This is a genomic window from Microcoleus sp. w1-18aA5 (genome assembly GCF_036701705.1).
Classification (GTDB): domain Bacteria; phylum Cyanobacteriota; class Cyanobacteriia; order Cyanobacteriales; family Microcoleaceae; genus Microcoleus.
Genome location: NZ_JAUPTE010000018.1, coordinates 75,422 through 90,951, shown reverse-complemented (window position 1 = coordinate 90,951; position 15,530 = coordinate 75,422). Strand labels below are relative to the sequence as shown.

15 protein-coding genes are annotated in these 15,530 nt (G+C 45.6%); 11 read left to right on the top strand and 4 right to left on the bottom strand.

Annotated elements, in window-relative coordinates; genetic code table 11:
• Positions 1-409: 409 nt before the first annotated feature.
• On the bottom strand, positions 410-1,774 hold the full coding sequence (locus tag Q5691_RS09575; protein ID WP_333344636.1) for a hypothetical protein: 1,365 nt from the start codon (positions 1,772-1,774) through the stop codon (positions 410-412).
• 547 nt (positions 1,775-2,321) lie between these two features.
• Here Q5691_RS09575 and Q5691_RS09570 point away from each other — a divergent pair.
• The 8 genes from Q5691_RS09570 to proB all read left to right on the top strand — a co-directional run bounded on the left by Q5691_RS09570 (position 2,322) and on the right by proB (position 10,225).
• Complete coding sequence (locus tag Q5691_RS09570; protein WP_333344634.1) at positions 2,322-2,495, top strand: hypothetical protein; 174 nt, start codon at positions 2,322-2,324, stop codon at positions 2,493-2,495.
• Positions 2,496-3,677, top strand: a complete 1,182-nt coding sequence (locus tag Q5691_RS09565) for a F420-0:Gamma-glutamyl ligase (protein WP_333344632.1) — start codon at positions 2,496-2,498, stop codon at positions 3,675-3,677. It begins immediately after the preceding gene.
• Positions 3,678-3,868: 191 nt separating this feature from the next.
• Complete coding sequence (locus Q5691_RS09560; RefSeq protein WP_333344630.1) at positions 3,869-5,200, top strand: GNAT family N-acetyltransferase; 1,332 nt, start codon at positions 3,869-3,871, stop codon at positions 5,198-5,200.
• A 269-nt stretch (positions 5,201-5,469) separates the two neighbouring features.
• Positions 5,470-5,928, top strand: coding sequence for a Holliday junction resolvase RuvX (ruvX, locus tag Q5691_RS09555; RefSeq protein ID WP_333214416.1), 459 nt, complete (start codon positions 5,470-5,472; stop codon positions 5,926-5,928).
• 313 nt (positions 5,929-6,241) lie between these two features.
• A complete protein-coding gene (locus Q5691_RS09550; protein WP_333214417.1) occupies positions 6,242-6,820 on the top strand; it encodes a DUF3727 domain-containing protein in 579 nt (192 codons plus the stop codon).
• Positions 6,821-7,067: 247 nt separating this feature from the next.
• Positions 7,068-8,192, top strand: coding sequence for an endolytic transglycosylase MltG (gene mltG / locus Q5691_RS09545; RefSeq protein ID WP_333214419.1), 1,125 nt, complete (start codon positions 7,068-7,070; stop codon positions 8,190-8,192).
• 142 nt (positions 8,193-8,334) lie between these two features.
• Positions 8,335-8,856: a YqeG family HAD IIIA-type phosphatase gene (locus Q5691_RS09540; protein WP_333214421.1), complete on the top strand. Its 522-nt coding sequence runs from the start codon at positions 8,335-8,337 to the stop codon at positions 8,854-8,856.
• Positions 8,857-9,115: 259 nt separating this feature from the next.
• Positions 9,116-10,225, top strand: a complete 1,110-nt coding sequence (gene proB / locus Q5691_RS09535; RefSeq protein ID WP_333214423.1) for a glutamate 5-kinase — start codon at positions 9,116-9,118, stop codon at positions 10,223-10,225.
• Between the two features lies 1 nt (position 10,226).
• On the opposite strand, the gene Q5691_RS09530 is transcribed toward proB, so the two are convergent.
• A complete protein-coding gene (locus Q5691_RS09530) occupies positions 10,227-10,985 on the bottom strand; it encodes a hypothetical protein (RefSeq protein WP_333214425.1) in 759 nt (252 codons plus the stop codon).
• Positions 10,986-11,793: 808 nt separating this feature from the next.
• Between Q5691_RS09530 and ndk the strand changes: the two genes are divergently transcribed.
• Positions 11,794-12,243: a nucleoside-diphosphate kinase gene (gene ndk, locus Q5691_RS09525; protein WP_333035325.1), complete on the top strand. Its 450-nt coding sequence runs from the start codon at positions 11,794-11,796 to the stop codon at positions 12,241-12,243.
• A 153-nt stretch (positions 12,244-12,396) separates the two neighbouring features.
• Here ndk and Q5691_RS09520 read toward each other — a convergent pair whose 3' ends face one another.
• Positions 12,397-13,143 (bottom strand): creatininase family protein, encoded by a 747-nt coding sequence (locus Q5691_RS09520; RefSeq protein WP_333214832.1) that lies wholly within the window; start codon positions 13,141-13,143, stop codon positions 12,397-12,399.
• Positions 13,144-13,408: 265 nt separating this feature from the next.
• On the opposite strand from Q5691_RS09520, the gene Q5691_RS09515 reads away from it, so the two are divergent.
• Both Q5691_RS09515 and Q5691_RS09510 read left to right on the top strand, forming a co-directional pair.
• Positions 13,409-13,567: a hypothetical protein gene (locus tag Q5691_RS09515; RefSeq protein ID WP_333214829.1), complete on the top strand. Its 159-nt coding sequence runs from the start codon at positions 13,409-13,411 to the stop codon at positions 13,565-13,567.
• A 111-nt stretch (positions 13,568-13,678) separates the two neighbouring features.
• Complete coding sequence (locus Q5691_RS09510) at positions 13,679-14,419, top strand: response regulator transcription factor (protein ID WP_333344628.1); 741 nt, start codon at positions 13,679-13,681, stop codon at positions 14,417-14,419.
• A 296-nt stretch (positions 14,420-14,715) separates the two neighbouring features.
• Here the strand turns inward: Q5691_RS09510 and Q5691_RS09505 are convergent, their stop codons facing one another.
• Positions 14,716-15,471, bottom strand: coding sequence for a 4'-phosphopantetheinyl transferase superfamily protein (locus Q5691_RS09505; protein ID WP_333344626.1), 756 nt, complete (start codon positions 15,469-15,471; stop codon positions 14,716-14,718).
• Positions 15,472-15,530: the final 59 nt, after the last annotated feature.

Genomic DNA, 15,530 nt, shown 5'->3' with positions numbered 1-15,530 from the left:
TCTAATTTTAATAATTTTAGGAATCGCGTATTAGCTTGCTTTTCTGATTAGAGAAACTTATAACCATAAGTTCAGGAGAGCCAAATAATCTTGCACATTGCAAAACAATCTCGAACCTTCGGGCTTAGTAAGGAAATATTAAGTGGCGCACTCTGAGTTAAATTGTAACTGCTCACCGCAACTTTGTTGCGGTGAGCAGTTACGCCAAATGGCTACAACCTATTATGAACTATGAACGGAATCTATCCTTCTTCAGGGGGAGAGTTCCTCAATAAATAGACTCTCTGTTTAACCGTAGGTGAGCGTATTCCTCCTAAACAGAAAAGAGTGGACTCTTTTCTAAGATCCACTCTCTGTTAAACTCTCTTAGGGCTAGCTTGAACAAGCTAGAGTTAAGTCCTTACTTTACCTAATCCTTAATGATTCTCTTGTCATGAATGACCACTTGATCCTTGAGTTCAGGAGTGCCGGAGATGTGAATATCCGTATCCATATTTTCCTCGGTGGATTCGGCTAGATATTGGGCAGATGATTTAACATCCTGCCCTGCACGTTTAGCAGATTCGGCTGCATTTTGGGAAGATGATTTAAAATCATGCGCTGCACCTTGAGGAGATGGGGTTGCATTTTGGGCAGAGGACCTAAAATCAGGCACTGGAGGTTTAGCAAATTCGGCTGCATTTTGGGCAGATGATTTAAAATCATGCGCTGCACCTTGAGGAGATGGGGTTGCATTTTGGGCAGAGGATCTAAAATCAGGCACTGGAGGTTTAGCAAATTCGGCTGCATTTTGGGCAGATGATTTAAAATCATGCGCTGCACCTTGAGGAGATGGGGTTGCATTTTGGGCAGATGACTTAACATCCTGCTTAACATCCTGCGCTGCACCTTTAGCAGATTCGGCTGCATTTTGGGCAGATGACTTAACATCATGCGCTGCACCTTTAGCAGATTCGGCTGCGCTTTGAGCAGATGACTTGATTGATTCGGCTGCACTCTTTCCAGATGACTTAAGCGATTCGGCTGCACTTTTTATAGATGGCTCCACTGCCTTCGCTGTATCTTTTACAGTTGATCTAAGATCCTGAGTTGCACCCTCAATTTCCTGAGCTACAGCTTTGACAGAAGGCTTAACTTCCTCAGCCGTACTCTTAATAGAGTCCGCTGCACTTTGTATAGAAGGCTTGACACCTTCGACTGTCTGCTTGACTGAATCTTTTACTTCTCTAATCGTAGGTTTGACTTCCTCGGATGCACTCTTGACTGCATCTACTACAGAAGGCTTGGCTTCTCTAACTGTCTCATTGACAGATTCGGCTATACCTTTAATCGAAGGCTTAGTTTCCTCAACAGTCTCCTTGACTGCTTCTGCTGTAGCTTTGATAGATGGTCTAACTTCCTCAGCAGTTTCCTTTACTACTGTCCCTAGCTCTTCTACAGTGTGTGTAATACCGTCTGCTACGCTGTGTGCTGCATCCCCTAAATTATCTACAGCACGGTTAACAGTATCAGCAGTACCTTTACCAATCATAGCGCCCGCAACTGAGCCTGCTACAGCACCAAGAATTCCTCCAGAGCGAGCACCGAGTATACCACCAACTGCTGCTCCAGCTATCCTCGCACCAATGCCTGAGCCTGATGATTGATCTTCCTGTGATTCTGCATTTTCGTTAGTCTGAGCCTGAAGCTGCTGGTTTTCGCTATTGTCAACATTCTTTTCTTGGAAGTCAGGATTGGCTTCCGGCTTGTTAAAAGGCTGCTTATTATCAGTCATAAGATATCCTTGGCTATTAGTGCTACATTTACTAGGCTAACTATATACTTCTCCGAAAATCTACTGCCTAAGAACTAGATTCTGACTGTTACTTAAGAAGTAGATTCTTAAAAATACTGGCCACTACGGCGCTAGCGACTCGCTGTTCATTCGACATTGAAGAAGCTGGAGGCGCGCGTTAGCGAAGCCCTCGAAGAGGATCGCATATCTCGCACAGTCTTAGCTTAGCCAGCCAAAAAAAACTAATATATACAGGATTATTTACTGATTAAATGATTAATAAATATTCTTAAAAAATGTGGAGTGCCAGCTTATAATTTAATGTTTTTAAATAACCAAGTCTTATATTTTCTAAAAAATTAACTATTAAATAATTGAATTAAGTGATTTGTTTTGTAGAGGTTGCAGATTTACGGTCGGAAAGGCTAAATATGCAAGTCAGAGAAACCAGTATCCACAAAGATTCGGGATTTTCAACTGATTTTTTTTCATACCCTGATTAAGCAATGCCAGATTTTGGAGTGATCTAACTCACGAGGAGAGCTCTTTGAACAGCAACTTGACCGCTTTAGCCACAGAATCCCGATCGCACTTACGTGTAATTGGGCATAAGTGCGATCGCCCCCAACAAACTCAACACAATCCAATTACTACCGGATCAGCGCTCAAAGTACCCGATATCGACTACAGTAAACACAAAATATTATTGGCGGTGATTTGAGTGATTGAGACTTTAGCAACAGGAATCGCAGCAGCCGGTTCGCTGCTAGCATTGGGCGGATTGGGCCTAGAGTTGAACTATCGCCGGACTGGGAGTGCAAATAAACTAGAACTAACAGCCGGAGAATGGCACTTAGCCATCTCCGAACCCAACCGCTATCTTTTAGTCGGGGAAATGGAGTTCCGCAACCTGACACAGCGATTTGAGATTATGTTGCCGGAAGTGCGGGCACAGGTGAAACTGCTGTCAGACGGAAGTTTGGATGGCGTTACCTCCGAGACAAAGGTGATTCCTTGCCACAAAGACGCAGCAGCCAGAGCAGACGATTACTGGTTCGGCTATATTGTTAAAGCCCAAAAAAACACGAAAATTAAAGTTTCTGTAGACATTCAAGGGCAAGATTTAACCAAATTGCAGTCGGCTTGGGTGCAAATACATTTCGTCACCTACGGCCCAGGCGGCCGCATCCCGAAAGTCCGTAACGTAGTAGTCCCGCTGCAATTTCCCAACTCGGAGACAGTACCTAATGCCCGAAATGTCGGAGTTGCCCAAGTTTTGCCGATTCGCACCCACATCCTGACGGAATTGGACAATCCCGTCGAAATTGTCAAGCGTTACGTGCTGCCCCGCGCCCAGAAAGGCGATATAGTCGCCCTGGCAGAAACTCCCCTAGCTTTGATGCAGGGACGCTATCGCCATCCCAGCGAAGTCAAACCCGGATGGGCGGCAAAGCGAGTGTGTTTGTTTTTCTTACCCATGTCGAGTTTGGCCACGGCTTGCGGGATGCAGACGTTGGTTGATGTAGTAGGCCCTTGGCGCGTAGTAGCAGCATTTGCGATCGGCGCTGTGGCTAAAATATTTGGCAAACCGGGAGTCTTTTACCAACTAGCAGGGGAACAAGCCAGGCTGATCGACGACGTTACCGGGACTTTGCCTCCCTTCGACCAATTTATTGTCCTCGGCCCGGACAATCCCCAGCAAGTTGTAGAAGAAATTCAACGAGAAACCGGACTTGCGGCAGCCATCGTAGACGCTAATGACTTGAAAGCAGTTAAGATATTAGCAGCGACCTCCGATTTATCGGTAACATTCTTAGAGCAAGCCTTGCGAAGCAACCCCGCCGGGAATGCTGACGAGCGCACACCAGTCGTTGTAATTCGACCTCTGCCACAAAAATCTTGAGTTGAAAACAGAAAATTAAAAATTCAAAAAGATGATTTGCAATTTTTAATTTTCGATCGAGCAAGAAAGGGAGAAGAATCAAAAGTTATAAGTTTTGAAATCAAAATTTACCCATTCAAAACTCCAAACTTATCTAACTCTTCCCCTTTCTGAATTTTTATTTTTAAATTTCCATTCTCCACTTTTATGCTATGACTTCATTTCCCTCCCAAAACCCAAACCAGGTTGTGATTCGCCCGTTTCAGTATCGCGATATCGAGGTGATGGAACAACTGTGCGCGGAAACAGCCGAAGAGCCAGAAAACCGCAAGGGCGCAAGCTGCGACGTGGTACTAGGTAGAAAGTTGCAGCAGATACGTCGCTGGTACGGACTACTAAAGATTTTTAGCTTGTTTCCCAACCCTTGTCAGTCCCTGTTCCGGGCCCATGTTGCCGAAGAAGAGGGGAGCGTTAAGGGCATAATTCAGATTTCTCCTTTCAACCGCACCCGCAGCACTTGGCGGATCGATCGCATAGGAGTAGACCCAGAAGCCCGCAGCAAAGGAATTGGTTCCATGCTGCTGCGGTACTGCTTTGAGGCAGTCTGGGAGGCGCGGACGTGGCTGTTGGAAGTGAATGTCGGCGACAACACTTCCTTGGCTTTGTACCGGCAAAACGGGTTTCAGCCTTTGGCCCAGATGACTTACTGGACGATCGCCCCAGAACGCCTGCAAGAAATGGCAAGCTCGACCCCAGATTTGCCCAACCTGCTGCCTGTGAGCAACGCCGACGCTCAGTTGCTCTATCAACTGGATACCGCGTCTATGCCGCCCCTGGTGCGCCAAGTATTCGATCGCCACATTCAAGATTTCAAAACCAGTTTTTTCGGCGCTTTAGTCGAAGGTGTCAGACAGTGGCTGGGCAAAACAGAAGTAGTCAGCGGCTACGTGTTTGAACCGCAGCGCAAAGCCGCGATCGGCTATTTTCAGGTGCAGCTATCCCGCAACGGCCAGCAACCGCACGTTGCCCAGTTGACGGTACACCCGGCCTACACTTGGCTGTACCCAGAACTACTGTCCCAGATGGCGCGCCTCGTTCAAGATTTTCCGGTTCAAAGCCTGCAACTGGCTTCCGCTGACTATCAGCCGGAACGGGAAGCTTATTTAGAGCAATTTGGAGCAGTGCGCGTGGAACACAGTTTGCTAATGTCTCGATCGGTGTGGCACAAATTGCGCGAGTCCAAGTTGGTCTCTCTCGAAGGACTCCAGCTATCAGAAATGCTGCAAAGCTTCCAGCCAACTCGCAAACCCGTACCGGGCCGGATGTCCTGGCTCGGCCCGATGGCTGGGGAAGCAGCAGCAGGGCCCGCGTCGTCTGAGATTAAACCGCTGTTGGCTGACTCAGGAAACAGCCAAACCAATCAAGTTAACCCATTGGGCGGCCCAAATTCCGAATCAGCAGCAACTGATGGCAGCAGCATTTTGCCTTTAAATTTGTCAGAGTTGCCTCTAGACAGCGGCTGGCCGGGAGAACTCAATTCTTAATAAGTGAAAGCAGAAGGTCAAAGGTAGAAGACAGAAAAAAATAGAAGTAATCATCAAAGAAATTACTTTTTTCTGTCACCATCCCCAAATTTCCCTTCTGCTTTTGATTGATATCAACCTAAGATTACCTATCTTCTTCTTACTTTCTTATCTTCTTTCTTCGCGTTCTTCGCGTCTTCGCGGTTCGTTAAAAAAAATCGGCAACTAACAAAGAAGTAAATCTAAAATCTAAAATCTAAAATCTAAAATCTAAAATTGCTTGATTGATAATGTCCAACGATAAATTATGGATTTCAGCCCTGGGATTAGATATCGGCCTTAAACGAGTCGGCATCGCCGGGTGTGACGGCACTGGTTTAATAGCTACGGGCATTACAACACTTGTACGATCGTCCTTCGATCAAGACGTAGCTTATCTCCGAGAAATCGTGCGAGAGCGGAGAGTTCAAATTTTGGTTGCAGGCTTGCCCTACTCCCTGAGCGGAGAATTAGGCACTCAAGCCCGACAAGTGCAGAAATATGCTACTCGCATCGCCACAGCCTTAGAGCTCCCCCTAGAATACGTGGACGAGCGCCTGACTTCGGTTGAGGCAGAGGAATTGATGAAAACACAAGGGATTTCCCTGTCGCAAAATAAGGGTGCGATCGATCGCAAAGCAGCGGCCCTGATTTTGCAGCAGTGGCTAGACGAGCGGAGGCAAAATATCTCCGCCCTTCCCAATCCTTGATAGGTGGTAACAAAGGCGTGATATCCTGGTTGTGCAAGTTTGCTACGCACACCTGTAACCCTTGACAAACTGGAGAAAATTCTGCTGTACCCTTGGTACTGAAGAAGCACAAAATCGTGATTTGTCCTCAGTGTCGCTTGCTGACTCGACTGAGATTTAACCGCTGCACTCCTCGCCTGTGGAAAAGGCCGCGAGTCTCGCGGTTTAAGCTTGTGGACTGGCGATTGCCCACTTAGCCAGAATATCGCCACGAAAATTCCCAATTGTCAAGCCAACGTTACTGAATTATTGACGGAAAACTAAGATACACGCGATGTCCTCATCCCCATACCGCAAAAAAGAGAATGGCAATTCCAACGAAGAGTCCGTCACCTTGACGGATGAAGTTGGGCGATCGCTGACTTGCAACATAGAATATTCTATGAACCTAGAAGGTGAAGAATACGCTTTGCTGCTGCCAATTGACTCGCCAGTAGAAATTTTTACCTGGCACGGAGACGATAACGACGAAGCCGCAATTCCTGTAGAAGACGAGACCGAAATTGATAAAATTTTTGATACCGCTAAAGTGGTCCTGCAAGAGCAGAACTTGACGCTCCGACGCACGGCGGTGACGCTGACTGTGGTTGGCGAATTGCCGGAATTTCCAGAAGAGGATATGGCATCCGATGTCGATCCAGATGAGGAGTCCGATTTCGAGGAACTGATGTGGCTGACCAGTTTCTACCACGAAGAACAGGAATATGCCATTTATACGCCTTTAGACCCGTTCTTTATCTTGGCTAGAATGGATGAGGACGGCAAGCCAGAATTGCTCTCAGAAGAAGAGTTCCAAAGGCTGGAACCGATGTTACCTATGCTGGAAGACCAGTTCTTTGACGAGCTTGATTAGATATTAATTGCAGGCACAAGGCCTGATGGCAAAAAGCAGAATTTTTTACTATTTTATAAAAAAGTAAACTGCTCGCCCGATCGAACTTTTTCTAGATGGCCGCTTCTGCCTTCGCGATCGGGCTTTTGAATTGAGCCGCGTGAATTGGGTCTTTTAAATGGCTTGTATTCGTAACTTTTCGGTCATCAATCGCAGGTCATCAGTCATTAGTCGCTAGTTAACCGCCGCTTATCCAGGACAACGGACTATGAATAAAGAACAAATGACAAAAAGCAGCACGCGCGAGAGCCGAAAAGGTACTCCGCAAGTCTCTAAATGGTTGTTTTATCTGGCCTTGCTGCCGGCAATCTGGGGGGTTTGCGCTTGGCAGGGCTGGGCTTGGTGGAGCTGGGCTTCGGCGCCACCTAAAATCACATCCTCATCGGGAAATCCGGCAGAGGATGCTGCTGTTTCGATCCAAATTCCGGAGGGTACTCCCAGTCAAAAAATTGGCCGGGATTTAGAGGCCGCGGGGTTGATTCGATCGAGCTCGGCATGGAATATGTGGGCCCGCTGGCTGACTCTGCAAAACCGCGAGGGAGGTTTTAAAGCAGGAACTTACCAACTTTCGCCTACTCAGCCTCTGAGTGCAGTTGCTGACAAAATTTGGAAGGGCGAAGTCGCACAGCAGAGTTTCACTATTCCAGAAGGGTGGTCGCTGCAACAAATGAGCGCTTATTTTGAAGCGCAAGGTTTTTTTCCGGCTAAAAATTTTATGGCGGTGGCGAGTCAAGTTCCCTACGCTCAGTACCCTTGGCTACCGAGCGGATTGCCTCACTTGGAAGGGTTTTTGTACCCGGATACTTATCAGCTAGACGGAGATGCAATTAGCCCGGAAGCTGTCATCAAGCAAATGCTCGGTCGCTTCGAGCAGTTGGCTTTGCCGATCTATCAAAAGAATCAGAAGAATACTAAGCTGGATTTGAAAGAGTGGGTGACGCTGGCGAGTATTGTGGAAAAAGAGGCTGTGGTGGCGAGCGAGCGCAATAGAATTTCAGGGGTATTCAACAACCGTCTGAATCAGGGTATGCCCTTGGGTTCTGACCCTACGGTTGAATACGCCCTCGGCATTAGGCAAACTAAGGAGAAGCCTTTGACTTTCAAGCAGGTAGAAACGCCTTCTCCTTACAATACTTATATCAATGTAGGCTTGCCGCCAACTCCGATCGCATCTCCGGGAATAGCAAGTCTGGAAGCGACTCTGAGTCCTGAAAATACAGAATACCTGTACTTTATGGCGCGGTACGACGGCACTCACATTTTCAGTCGCACTCTGGCCGAACACAATGCTGCTGTGGCTCAAGTTGACCAAAAAGTGCGATCGACTCAATAAATGGGCAATGACTAATACAAAAGTAAAAAGTCAAAAGTCACAAAGCAAAAGCAATAATTATTCACTTTTGATTTTTTACTTTTTTAATCTTTAACTTCCAATTTCTTATTTGTCAATCTAAAACCTAAAATCTAAAATCATTATGACTTGGGGTAAAATACTACAGCCTGACTTAGTTCTAGGCGATTCAGTCATGAAGTTAACGGCTGATATTCTTCAGGAATATAATATTAAAGGATTAGTTTTGGATGTGGACGAAACTCTCGTTCCCATCACAGCAATGAATGCTTCTCCTGAACTCACCCTGTGGGTGGAAGAAATAAAACCCGTAGTATCGCTATGGTTGGCGAGCAATAATTTAAGTCAGACTCGGATCGGTCGGATTGCTGAGTCTTTGAATCTACCTTACATCACGGGTGCGGCTAAGCCGTCGCGCCGCAAGTTGCGAAGGGCTATTAATGCGATGAATTTGCCGGTGGAACAGGTGGCGATGGTGGGCGATCGACTTTTTACTGATGTTTTAGCAGGCAATCGTTTGGGTATGTTTACTATTTTAGTGGAACCAATGGTTGATGCTGGCTATGCGCTTCGCAAGTATCCGGTGCGCTCTTTTGAAGTTTGGGTTTCTCAAGCTTTGGGGGCTTCTCTGAAAATTAAAGATTAGTCAGTAGTCATTAGTCAGTAGTCATTAGTCATTAGCTATTAATGCGGAGGGCGGGTTTATAAATATCCACGACGTGAATCATAGATTTTGGTGAAGCCGCCCCTACAGTATTGGTTATAATCAACTAGACATCTCCAGAAAAGCCAGCTTTGAACAGGCATCCTGCCTGTTCCACAATAATTATTGGAGATGTCTACTGGAAATGATATTATCACTAATAACTAATAACTACCGACTACTGACTAATGACTACTGACTAATGACTAAAACTATTGTTGTTAAAATTGGAACTTCGACTCTGACTCGATCGACTACGGGAAACTTAGCTCTTTCAACTATTGCTGCATTGGTCGAAATTTTAGCTGATTTGCGGCAGCAAGGCCATCGAGTAGTTTTGGTTTCTTCCGGTGCGGTTGGAGTTGGCTGCGCGCGCTTGGGTTTGACGGAACGCCCGCGAAACATTGCTATGAAACAGGCTGTGGCGGCTGTGGGCCAAGGGCGGCTGATGCGGGTGTACGATGACTTGTTTACTACTCTGCAACAGCCGATCGCTCAAGTATTGCTCACCAGGGGCGATTTAGTGCAGCGTAATGGTTATGTTAATGCTTACAATACTTTTCAGCAACTGCTCAGATTGGGAGTGATTCCGATCGTCAATGAAAACGATACAGTAGCGGTAGACGAACTCAAATTTGGCGATAACGACACGCTTTCGGCGCTAGTAGCGAGTTTGGTAGAAGCAGATTGGTTGTTTGTACTCACAGATGTCGATCGGCTGTATTCGGCCGATCCGCGGAGCAATCCCGACGCGCAGCCGATCGCCCTAGTCCAAAGTATGGCACAGCTCACAGAATTTCAGGTGCAAACAGGAGATTCCCGCAGCGGTTGGGGAACAGGCGGAATGGTGACAAAAATTGAAGCGGCGAGAATAGCAACTGCATCGGGAGTGCGGACTGTTATCACTGACGGCTGCTTTCCTGGTAATATCGATAAAATACTCAACGGAGAGTCGATCGGCACTCAATTTGAGCCTCAACCGCGCCCTGTAAACGCTCGCAAACACTGGATAGCTAACGTGCTAATTCCAGCAGGAAAAATATATTTAGATGCGGGTGCGGTCAAGGCAATTTCCCAGGGTGGAAAATCGCTTTTAGCTGCGGGTATTGCTCAAGTAGAAGGAGAATTTCAAGCTGATGATTCCGTGCAGTTGTGCGATGCAGCCGGCAAGCAAATTGCTAGAGGACTTGTGAATTATAGCAGTTTAGAACTGAGACAAATCCAGGGCTGCAAGTCAGAAAAAATTGCTGAGATTTTAGGCTATGCAGGCGTAGAAACGGCGGTACACCGAGATAATTTAGTGATTGTTTAAACTAACAAATATCGAGACAGTCGATCGGGCAATGAGCGAAGGCAGAAATTGGGGATATTTGCAGCACAGTCTTGCAAGAATTTGTTTGGCTGTGTTGGAACAGCTCGTTCATCGCTTCTGTAAACAGTTCAAATAAGTTTTGTGCTAATTCTAAAGCTGCTTGGTATTCCGCACCTGTAAGTTTGATCTCTGCTAAAACTTCCAGCATCTCTGGCGTGTTTAAAAGGTGATAATTTTCTAAACCCCCATAACCTCCTCCAAAATCAACAGATTCTTTTTGGTTAATTTGCTGTAATTCCATTACCACTGCTAGCGCTGCCTCAAAAAAAACTTGGGCAGTTCCTTCGAGGACTTCCACTAACACCAGTTTCTGAATGGGAGAGGCTTTCCAAGCGTAGCGTTCGATCACTGAACAAAGCGAGCGAGTTTTTTTAGTTTCTTCACCCCAAAGCAGTCTGAAGTCGCCGTAACTTATTAATTGATTTAAGCCCAGTTCCTCTAGGTATTCTAGATAGTCGTGCCAGTAATAGTTTTTTTTATAAGTATATTTATTAATTAGTTCCTGAACTTTGTTATTACTAGAAGATTCTCGCAATACATATTTATTTAAATCGCTCAATCCCACAGCCAAAGGAGCGAGTACAGGTGCAAAAATTAGTCGTTGATTCGCGTGAATGTGTTTGTTGGCTAGAAAGTCAAACAAGGGCAATTTGGTAAACTCTTGCTTTTTGGGTTCAATGAATGCTACAATGGCTTTCATACTTTTTTCGCCTGAATATTTGCTGTCAAGATAATCTTCATACCTCAGTTAATTATCTATATTTTCGAGCCAAAATAATTGTGTTTATTATCATACATATTTGTATTTGAGATCATAGGTAAGAGTGTTTGCAGTCACAGCAAATTGTGACGGAAAGCATCCCAGATACAAGCCCCCGGATTCATTCCGAAAGCAGACTCAGGACGGAAAAATAAAAAACCTGTATCCGATAAGCCAGCCCCTGAATTTATCCGTGGGGTCAATGCTTCCAATCTAAAATCTAAAATCTAAAATCTAAAATCTAAAATCTAAAATCGATTGACTTGTATCATATTGTGCCCGAAGTTCGAGCATCTTGTTCCCTAGAGATAAAATGTTCTACATTTAAATTGCATATTTCTATCGTTGCTCAAAACCACCCCACAAGAGTTTGATTATTTAGTGACCGATAATTTAAAGCTGATTAACTTAATAGGCGAGTGTTCATTCTGCTCGCAGTGCTAAAAAATGCTTTTTACAAAATCGCGGTGATCCATGCAAATCAGTCCTAGACGCATAGGAGTCTCGAAACCAGGTTTCTTTGCAGATTCATCGCTGCTCAACAAAAATTTTTCTGAGAAACCCGGTTTCTTTAAGCCTTGGTTTTATTGCTTCTTCCCTCTTTTCTCTTCCCTCTTCTTATTCCTTCTTCCTTCTTCCTGCTGTCATAAGTCTCCAAATGACAATTTCCCCTTCTCAGAATTGCCTTTAGGTGCGTTCTGAGTTACTCTATCTTTTGGATCAGTTAACACAATTATAGGAGTTAATCTTGGAACGGACTTTTTTAGCGATTAAGCCCGACGGCGTACAACGCGGACTCGTCGGCGAAATTATCGGTCGTTTTGAAGCCAAGGGCTTTAAGCTAGTTGGTATGAAGCTGATGACTGCGAGTCGCGAACTAGCGGAACAACATTATGATGTTCACAAAGAAAAACCATTCTTTGCTGGATTGGTAAACTTTATCACTTCAGGCCCTGTAGTGGCGATGGTTTGGGAAGGCGACGGCGTTGTGGCCTCGGCGAGAAAAATCATTGGCGCCACAAATCCTCTGAATGCAGAACCTGCGACAATTCGGGGCGATTTTGCCGTCAATGTCGGCCGTAATCTCATTCACGGTTCTGATGCTGTCGAGACTGCCCGTGCGGAAATTAGCCTTTGGTTCAAGGAAGAAGAATTGAGTGCTTGGACACCTTGTTTAACTCCTTGGATTGTGGAATAGTTTTGATATTCTCCCGGTGGTTAATCGGGAGATATAGCCTTTTTTAGACAGATGAAATATCATGTCGCTGACTCACTCATAACTGTAAACTATAGAATAGTTTGAGATTTTTTCTTGTTACCAGGAGCTTCCTGGTAACGAGAAGAAAAAACGTTAATCGGAACTTAAAAACTCCAAATAATTATTAGTCAATTCTTTGACTGCTAATTCGTAAAACTGTTGACCGTGTTCGGGGGTTGCTAATCCCGGATTTGAACCCATTCTCCCGTCGGGAAATCGGCGGCGGAAATCAGCGGCACCGTAAATTTTGTGCCCGGAAGCGACTTCTTCCGAAAGCGGAGCTTGCTTGATTGCTTCTGGATAAAGGTACTGGGTTAAGGCGACTTCGCTGGGGGTGGCGTGGGAACCTTCTTGGTTTCCGTATAATTCTTTTGCTAGTTGGTAAACTGAACCGCACATGAACCAGTTGCCGATTTGACACTGAATTTTATCGGCATTTGGTAAATGCAAGTCTGATAAATGCGCGTATGTCTCGGAAAATGCTGCTTTCATTGTCGCAATGTTGCCACCATGACCGTTAATGAAGAAATATTTCTCAAATCCCGCTTTTGCCAAAGATGTGATATAATCCCTGATTACCAGTATTAGCGTCTGCGGTCGGAAGCTGATTGTGCCGGGAAAGCTGGTGTGGTGCAAAGCCATCCCGACATTAATTGTGGGGCCGATTAAGGCATTGGCAGCTTCACCGACACCGCGGGCGATCGCCTTGGCAGCAATGGCGTCAGTTCCGATCAAGCCGGTGGGCCCGTGCTGTTCGGTGGAGCCGATCGGGATAATTATGCCTCGCGAGCTTTCGAGATAAGCTTCTACCTCGGGCCAGGTACTCAAATGCAGCAACATGATAGGCAGTCTACAGAATTTTTACTTGCTATTGTCGATCGTAGCCGGCACGGGAAGAATAAGGAATTTGGAGCAACTTATTATTGTATTCTTAAAAAAAGCTCTTAAAGTGCGATCGCAACTTTACCGTTATATTACTTAACGTTAATAATTTAACCACTTGATGGCCAAAACTTTACCTTTTAATAACCTTTTAAGAGTAGTATAACAAGCATATCCCTCTAGATTGGGTGTTACGTGGTCAATTAACAGCGGGCAATGTTTTATGAAATTAACACCGACCCCGAAAAATGACCAGACTTCTGAGGCCTGGACGCAGGCAGACAGCGCGGTTCCGGCAACTGCTCTACGGCTGTATTCCTTACACGAGCAAGTAGTAAAGGTCGAGCGCGTGCCTGTAGGATGGGCTGGCGAAAGATTCTAAGCGATCGAACTTTCTGGCGATCGTACAAGCGATCTCCGCGCGAGAGTGTCTCAGCTACTGAAGAAGACACCGAGCGCTAGCTACATACAAACATAACTCCCACTGATATTTATGTCTTCTGCTGAATTAAGCGAAAGTCCTTCAAGGCTGGCTGTTGGACAAGCCGGCCGTATCTTGTTATTGGAAGGTGAAGATCTGTTGCGGGAAATGCTAGCTTTAGCCCTTAAAGAACAGGGCTACGAGGTGGTGGTTACTAGCGACGGGCGCAACGCTCTGCCTTCTGTACAAGCTGCTTCGTCATACCACGGTGAATTTGCCTTTAGCCTGTTAATTATGGATTCAATTAACGGTTTGGATCTGTGTCGAATGTTACGGCATCAAGGAAATCCCGTCCCTATTTTGATTATCGGTGCTAGAGGAAGTGCCAACAATTGCGCTTTTTACCTCGAAGCCGGATCTGATGATTATCTGACCAAACCTTTTGGAATGCGGGAGTTTATCGCTCGCTGTCGGGCGCTGATGCGGCGCCAGCGCCTCGGTCAGTTGCGACAACCGATGATGCTGCAATATAAGAGCATAACTCTGTATCCTGAAGAGTGCCGCGTGTTGGTTCGTGGTCTGGAAGTGAAATTTTCTCCTAAACAGTTTCGCTTACTAGAACTATTTATGAGTTATCCCCGGCGAGTTTGGTCCCGCGATCAGTTGCTGGAAAAAATTTGGGGTCAAGATTTTATCGGAGACAGCAAAACAGTTGATGTTCACATCCGCTGGCTGCGCGAAAAGTTGGAAATAGATCCGGCCCAACCGGAATATATCATTACGGTACGAGGGTTTGGCTATCGATTTGGTTAAATTATTAAATCAGTTGTAGGGTGGTAAATTGCAGTCGAATAGACAAAGAAGGACACAACATTTTTGTGTCCTTCTTTGTCTATGGAGGGTGGGCAATACAATAGCTTGGAGGTGCAACCAGTAGAGATATTCCAGCGATTGTTGCCGTTCTCTTTTACCCTGGGCGATCGGTATCAACTGAGATATTGCACCATTGTCAAAAACAGGCAAGATGACTGCTCCACAAAGAATTTTCTTGTGGAACAGGCCCGAAAGCCTGTTCATAAAAAGCGAAGCGTGCAACATCTCAGTATAAATCAAAACTCCCCCGTCCACTCCCAACAATGAAGTTTCCAGCAATCTCCCGCAACCGCAACAGCCGCCACCATATCTGAACTCGGAATTAATTCCATTAAAGACCATCTCGATGCTTCTTCAGGGTTGTCTTCAACATTTAACAGCGCGGCAGGTTCTCCTGGTGCGAGGGTGACATCAAACTGATTCAGGGGAATAGAAAGTCCTTTACCGACTGCTTTGATATAGGCTTCTTTGCGAGTCCAGCAGGTGAAAAAAGCTCTGGGTTGGAGATGTTCTGGAAGCGAAAGCAACACAGAGTATTCTAAGGGTGAAAAAAACTTTTTAGCAATTTCCATGCAAGAAAAATTGGTCTTTATACCTTCAATATCGACACCAATATCTCGATTTTTGGTAATCGCAATTAGAGCAATGTTTCCTGAGTGAGACAAATTGAAACGCAGGGTATTTCCACCTTGGGCGGCGATGATAGAGGGTTTGCCGTAGGGATTGTAGTCAAAGCGCAAAATGTGAGGATTTATGTTAAGATAGCGACTCAGAATCGCTCTGAGTACCCCACGACTGACAATAAATTGCGATCGACCTTTGGGAAAGTGAAAACCCTCGGCTTTTGTCCGCTCGTCGGTAGAGAGAGTCTCTTCTAAAGTTTGCAAGCAAGATTCTGTTTGAGTCAGAGAGACGCGCCAAACATGAATTTCTCCCAGATCCAATGTCAAGTCTAGCGGTGGGGAATTCCACGAAGGAACAACAGCAATCATATATTTACCCGGCTTGATCCAAAGCTTCCACGTACCAAATTACCTATCTTCTTCTTGAT

Coding starts and splice junctions, on each gene's coding strand:
- Q5691_RS09575 (WP_333344636.1), bottom strand. CDS start 1,774: ATGACTGATAATAAGCAGCCTTTTAACAAGCCGGAAGCCAATCCTGAC.
- Q5691_RS09560 (WP_333344630.1), top strand. CDS start 3,869: ATGACTTCATTTCCCTCCCAAAACCCAAACCAGGTTGTGATTCGCCCG.
- ruvX (WP_333214416.1), top strand. CDS start 5,470: ATGTCCAACGATAAATTATGGATTTCAGCCCTGGGATTAGATATCGGC.
- Q5691_RS09550 (WP_333214417.1), top strand. CDS start 6,242: ATGTCCTCATCCCCATACCGCAAAAAAGAGAATGGCAATTCCAACGAA.
- mltG (WP_333214419.1), top strand. CDS start 7,068: ATGAATAAAGAACAAATGACAAAAAGCAGCACGCGCGAGAGCCGAAAA.
- Q5691_RS09540 (WP_333214421.1), top strand. CDS start 8,335: ATGACTTGGGGTAAAATACTACAGCCTGACTTAGTTCTAGGCGATTCA.
- proB (WP_333214423.1), top strand. CDS start 9,116: ATGACTAAAACTATTGTTGTTAAAATTGGAACTTCGACTCTGACTCGA.
- Q5691_RS09530 (WP_333214425.1), bottom strand. CDS start 10,985: ATGAAAGCCATTGTAGCATTCATTGAACCCAAAAAGCAAGAGTTTACC.
- Q5691_RS09520 (WP_333214832.1), bottom strand. CDS start 13,143: ATGTTGCTGCATTTGAGTACCTGGCCCGAGGTAGAAGCTTATCTCGAA.
- Q5691_RS09515 (WP_333214829.1), top strand. CDS start 13,409: ATGAAATTAACACCGACCCCGAAAAATGACCAGACTTCTGAGGCCTGG.
- Q5691_RS09510 (WP_333344628.1), top strand. CDS start 13,679: ATGTCTTCTGCTGAATTAAGCGAAAGTCCTTCAAGGCTGGCTGTTGGA.
- Q5691_RS09505 (WP_333344626.1), bottom strand. CDS start 15,471: ATGATTGCTGTTGTTCCTTCGTGGAATTCCCCACCGCTAGACTTGACA.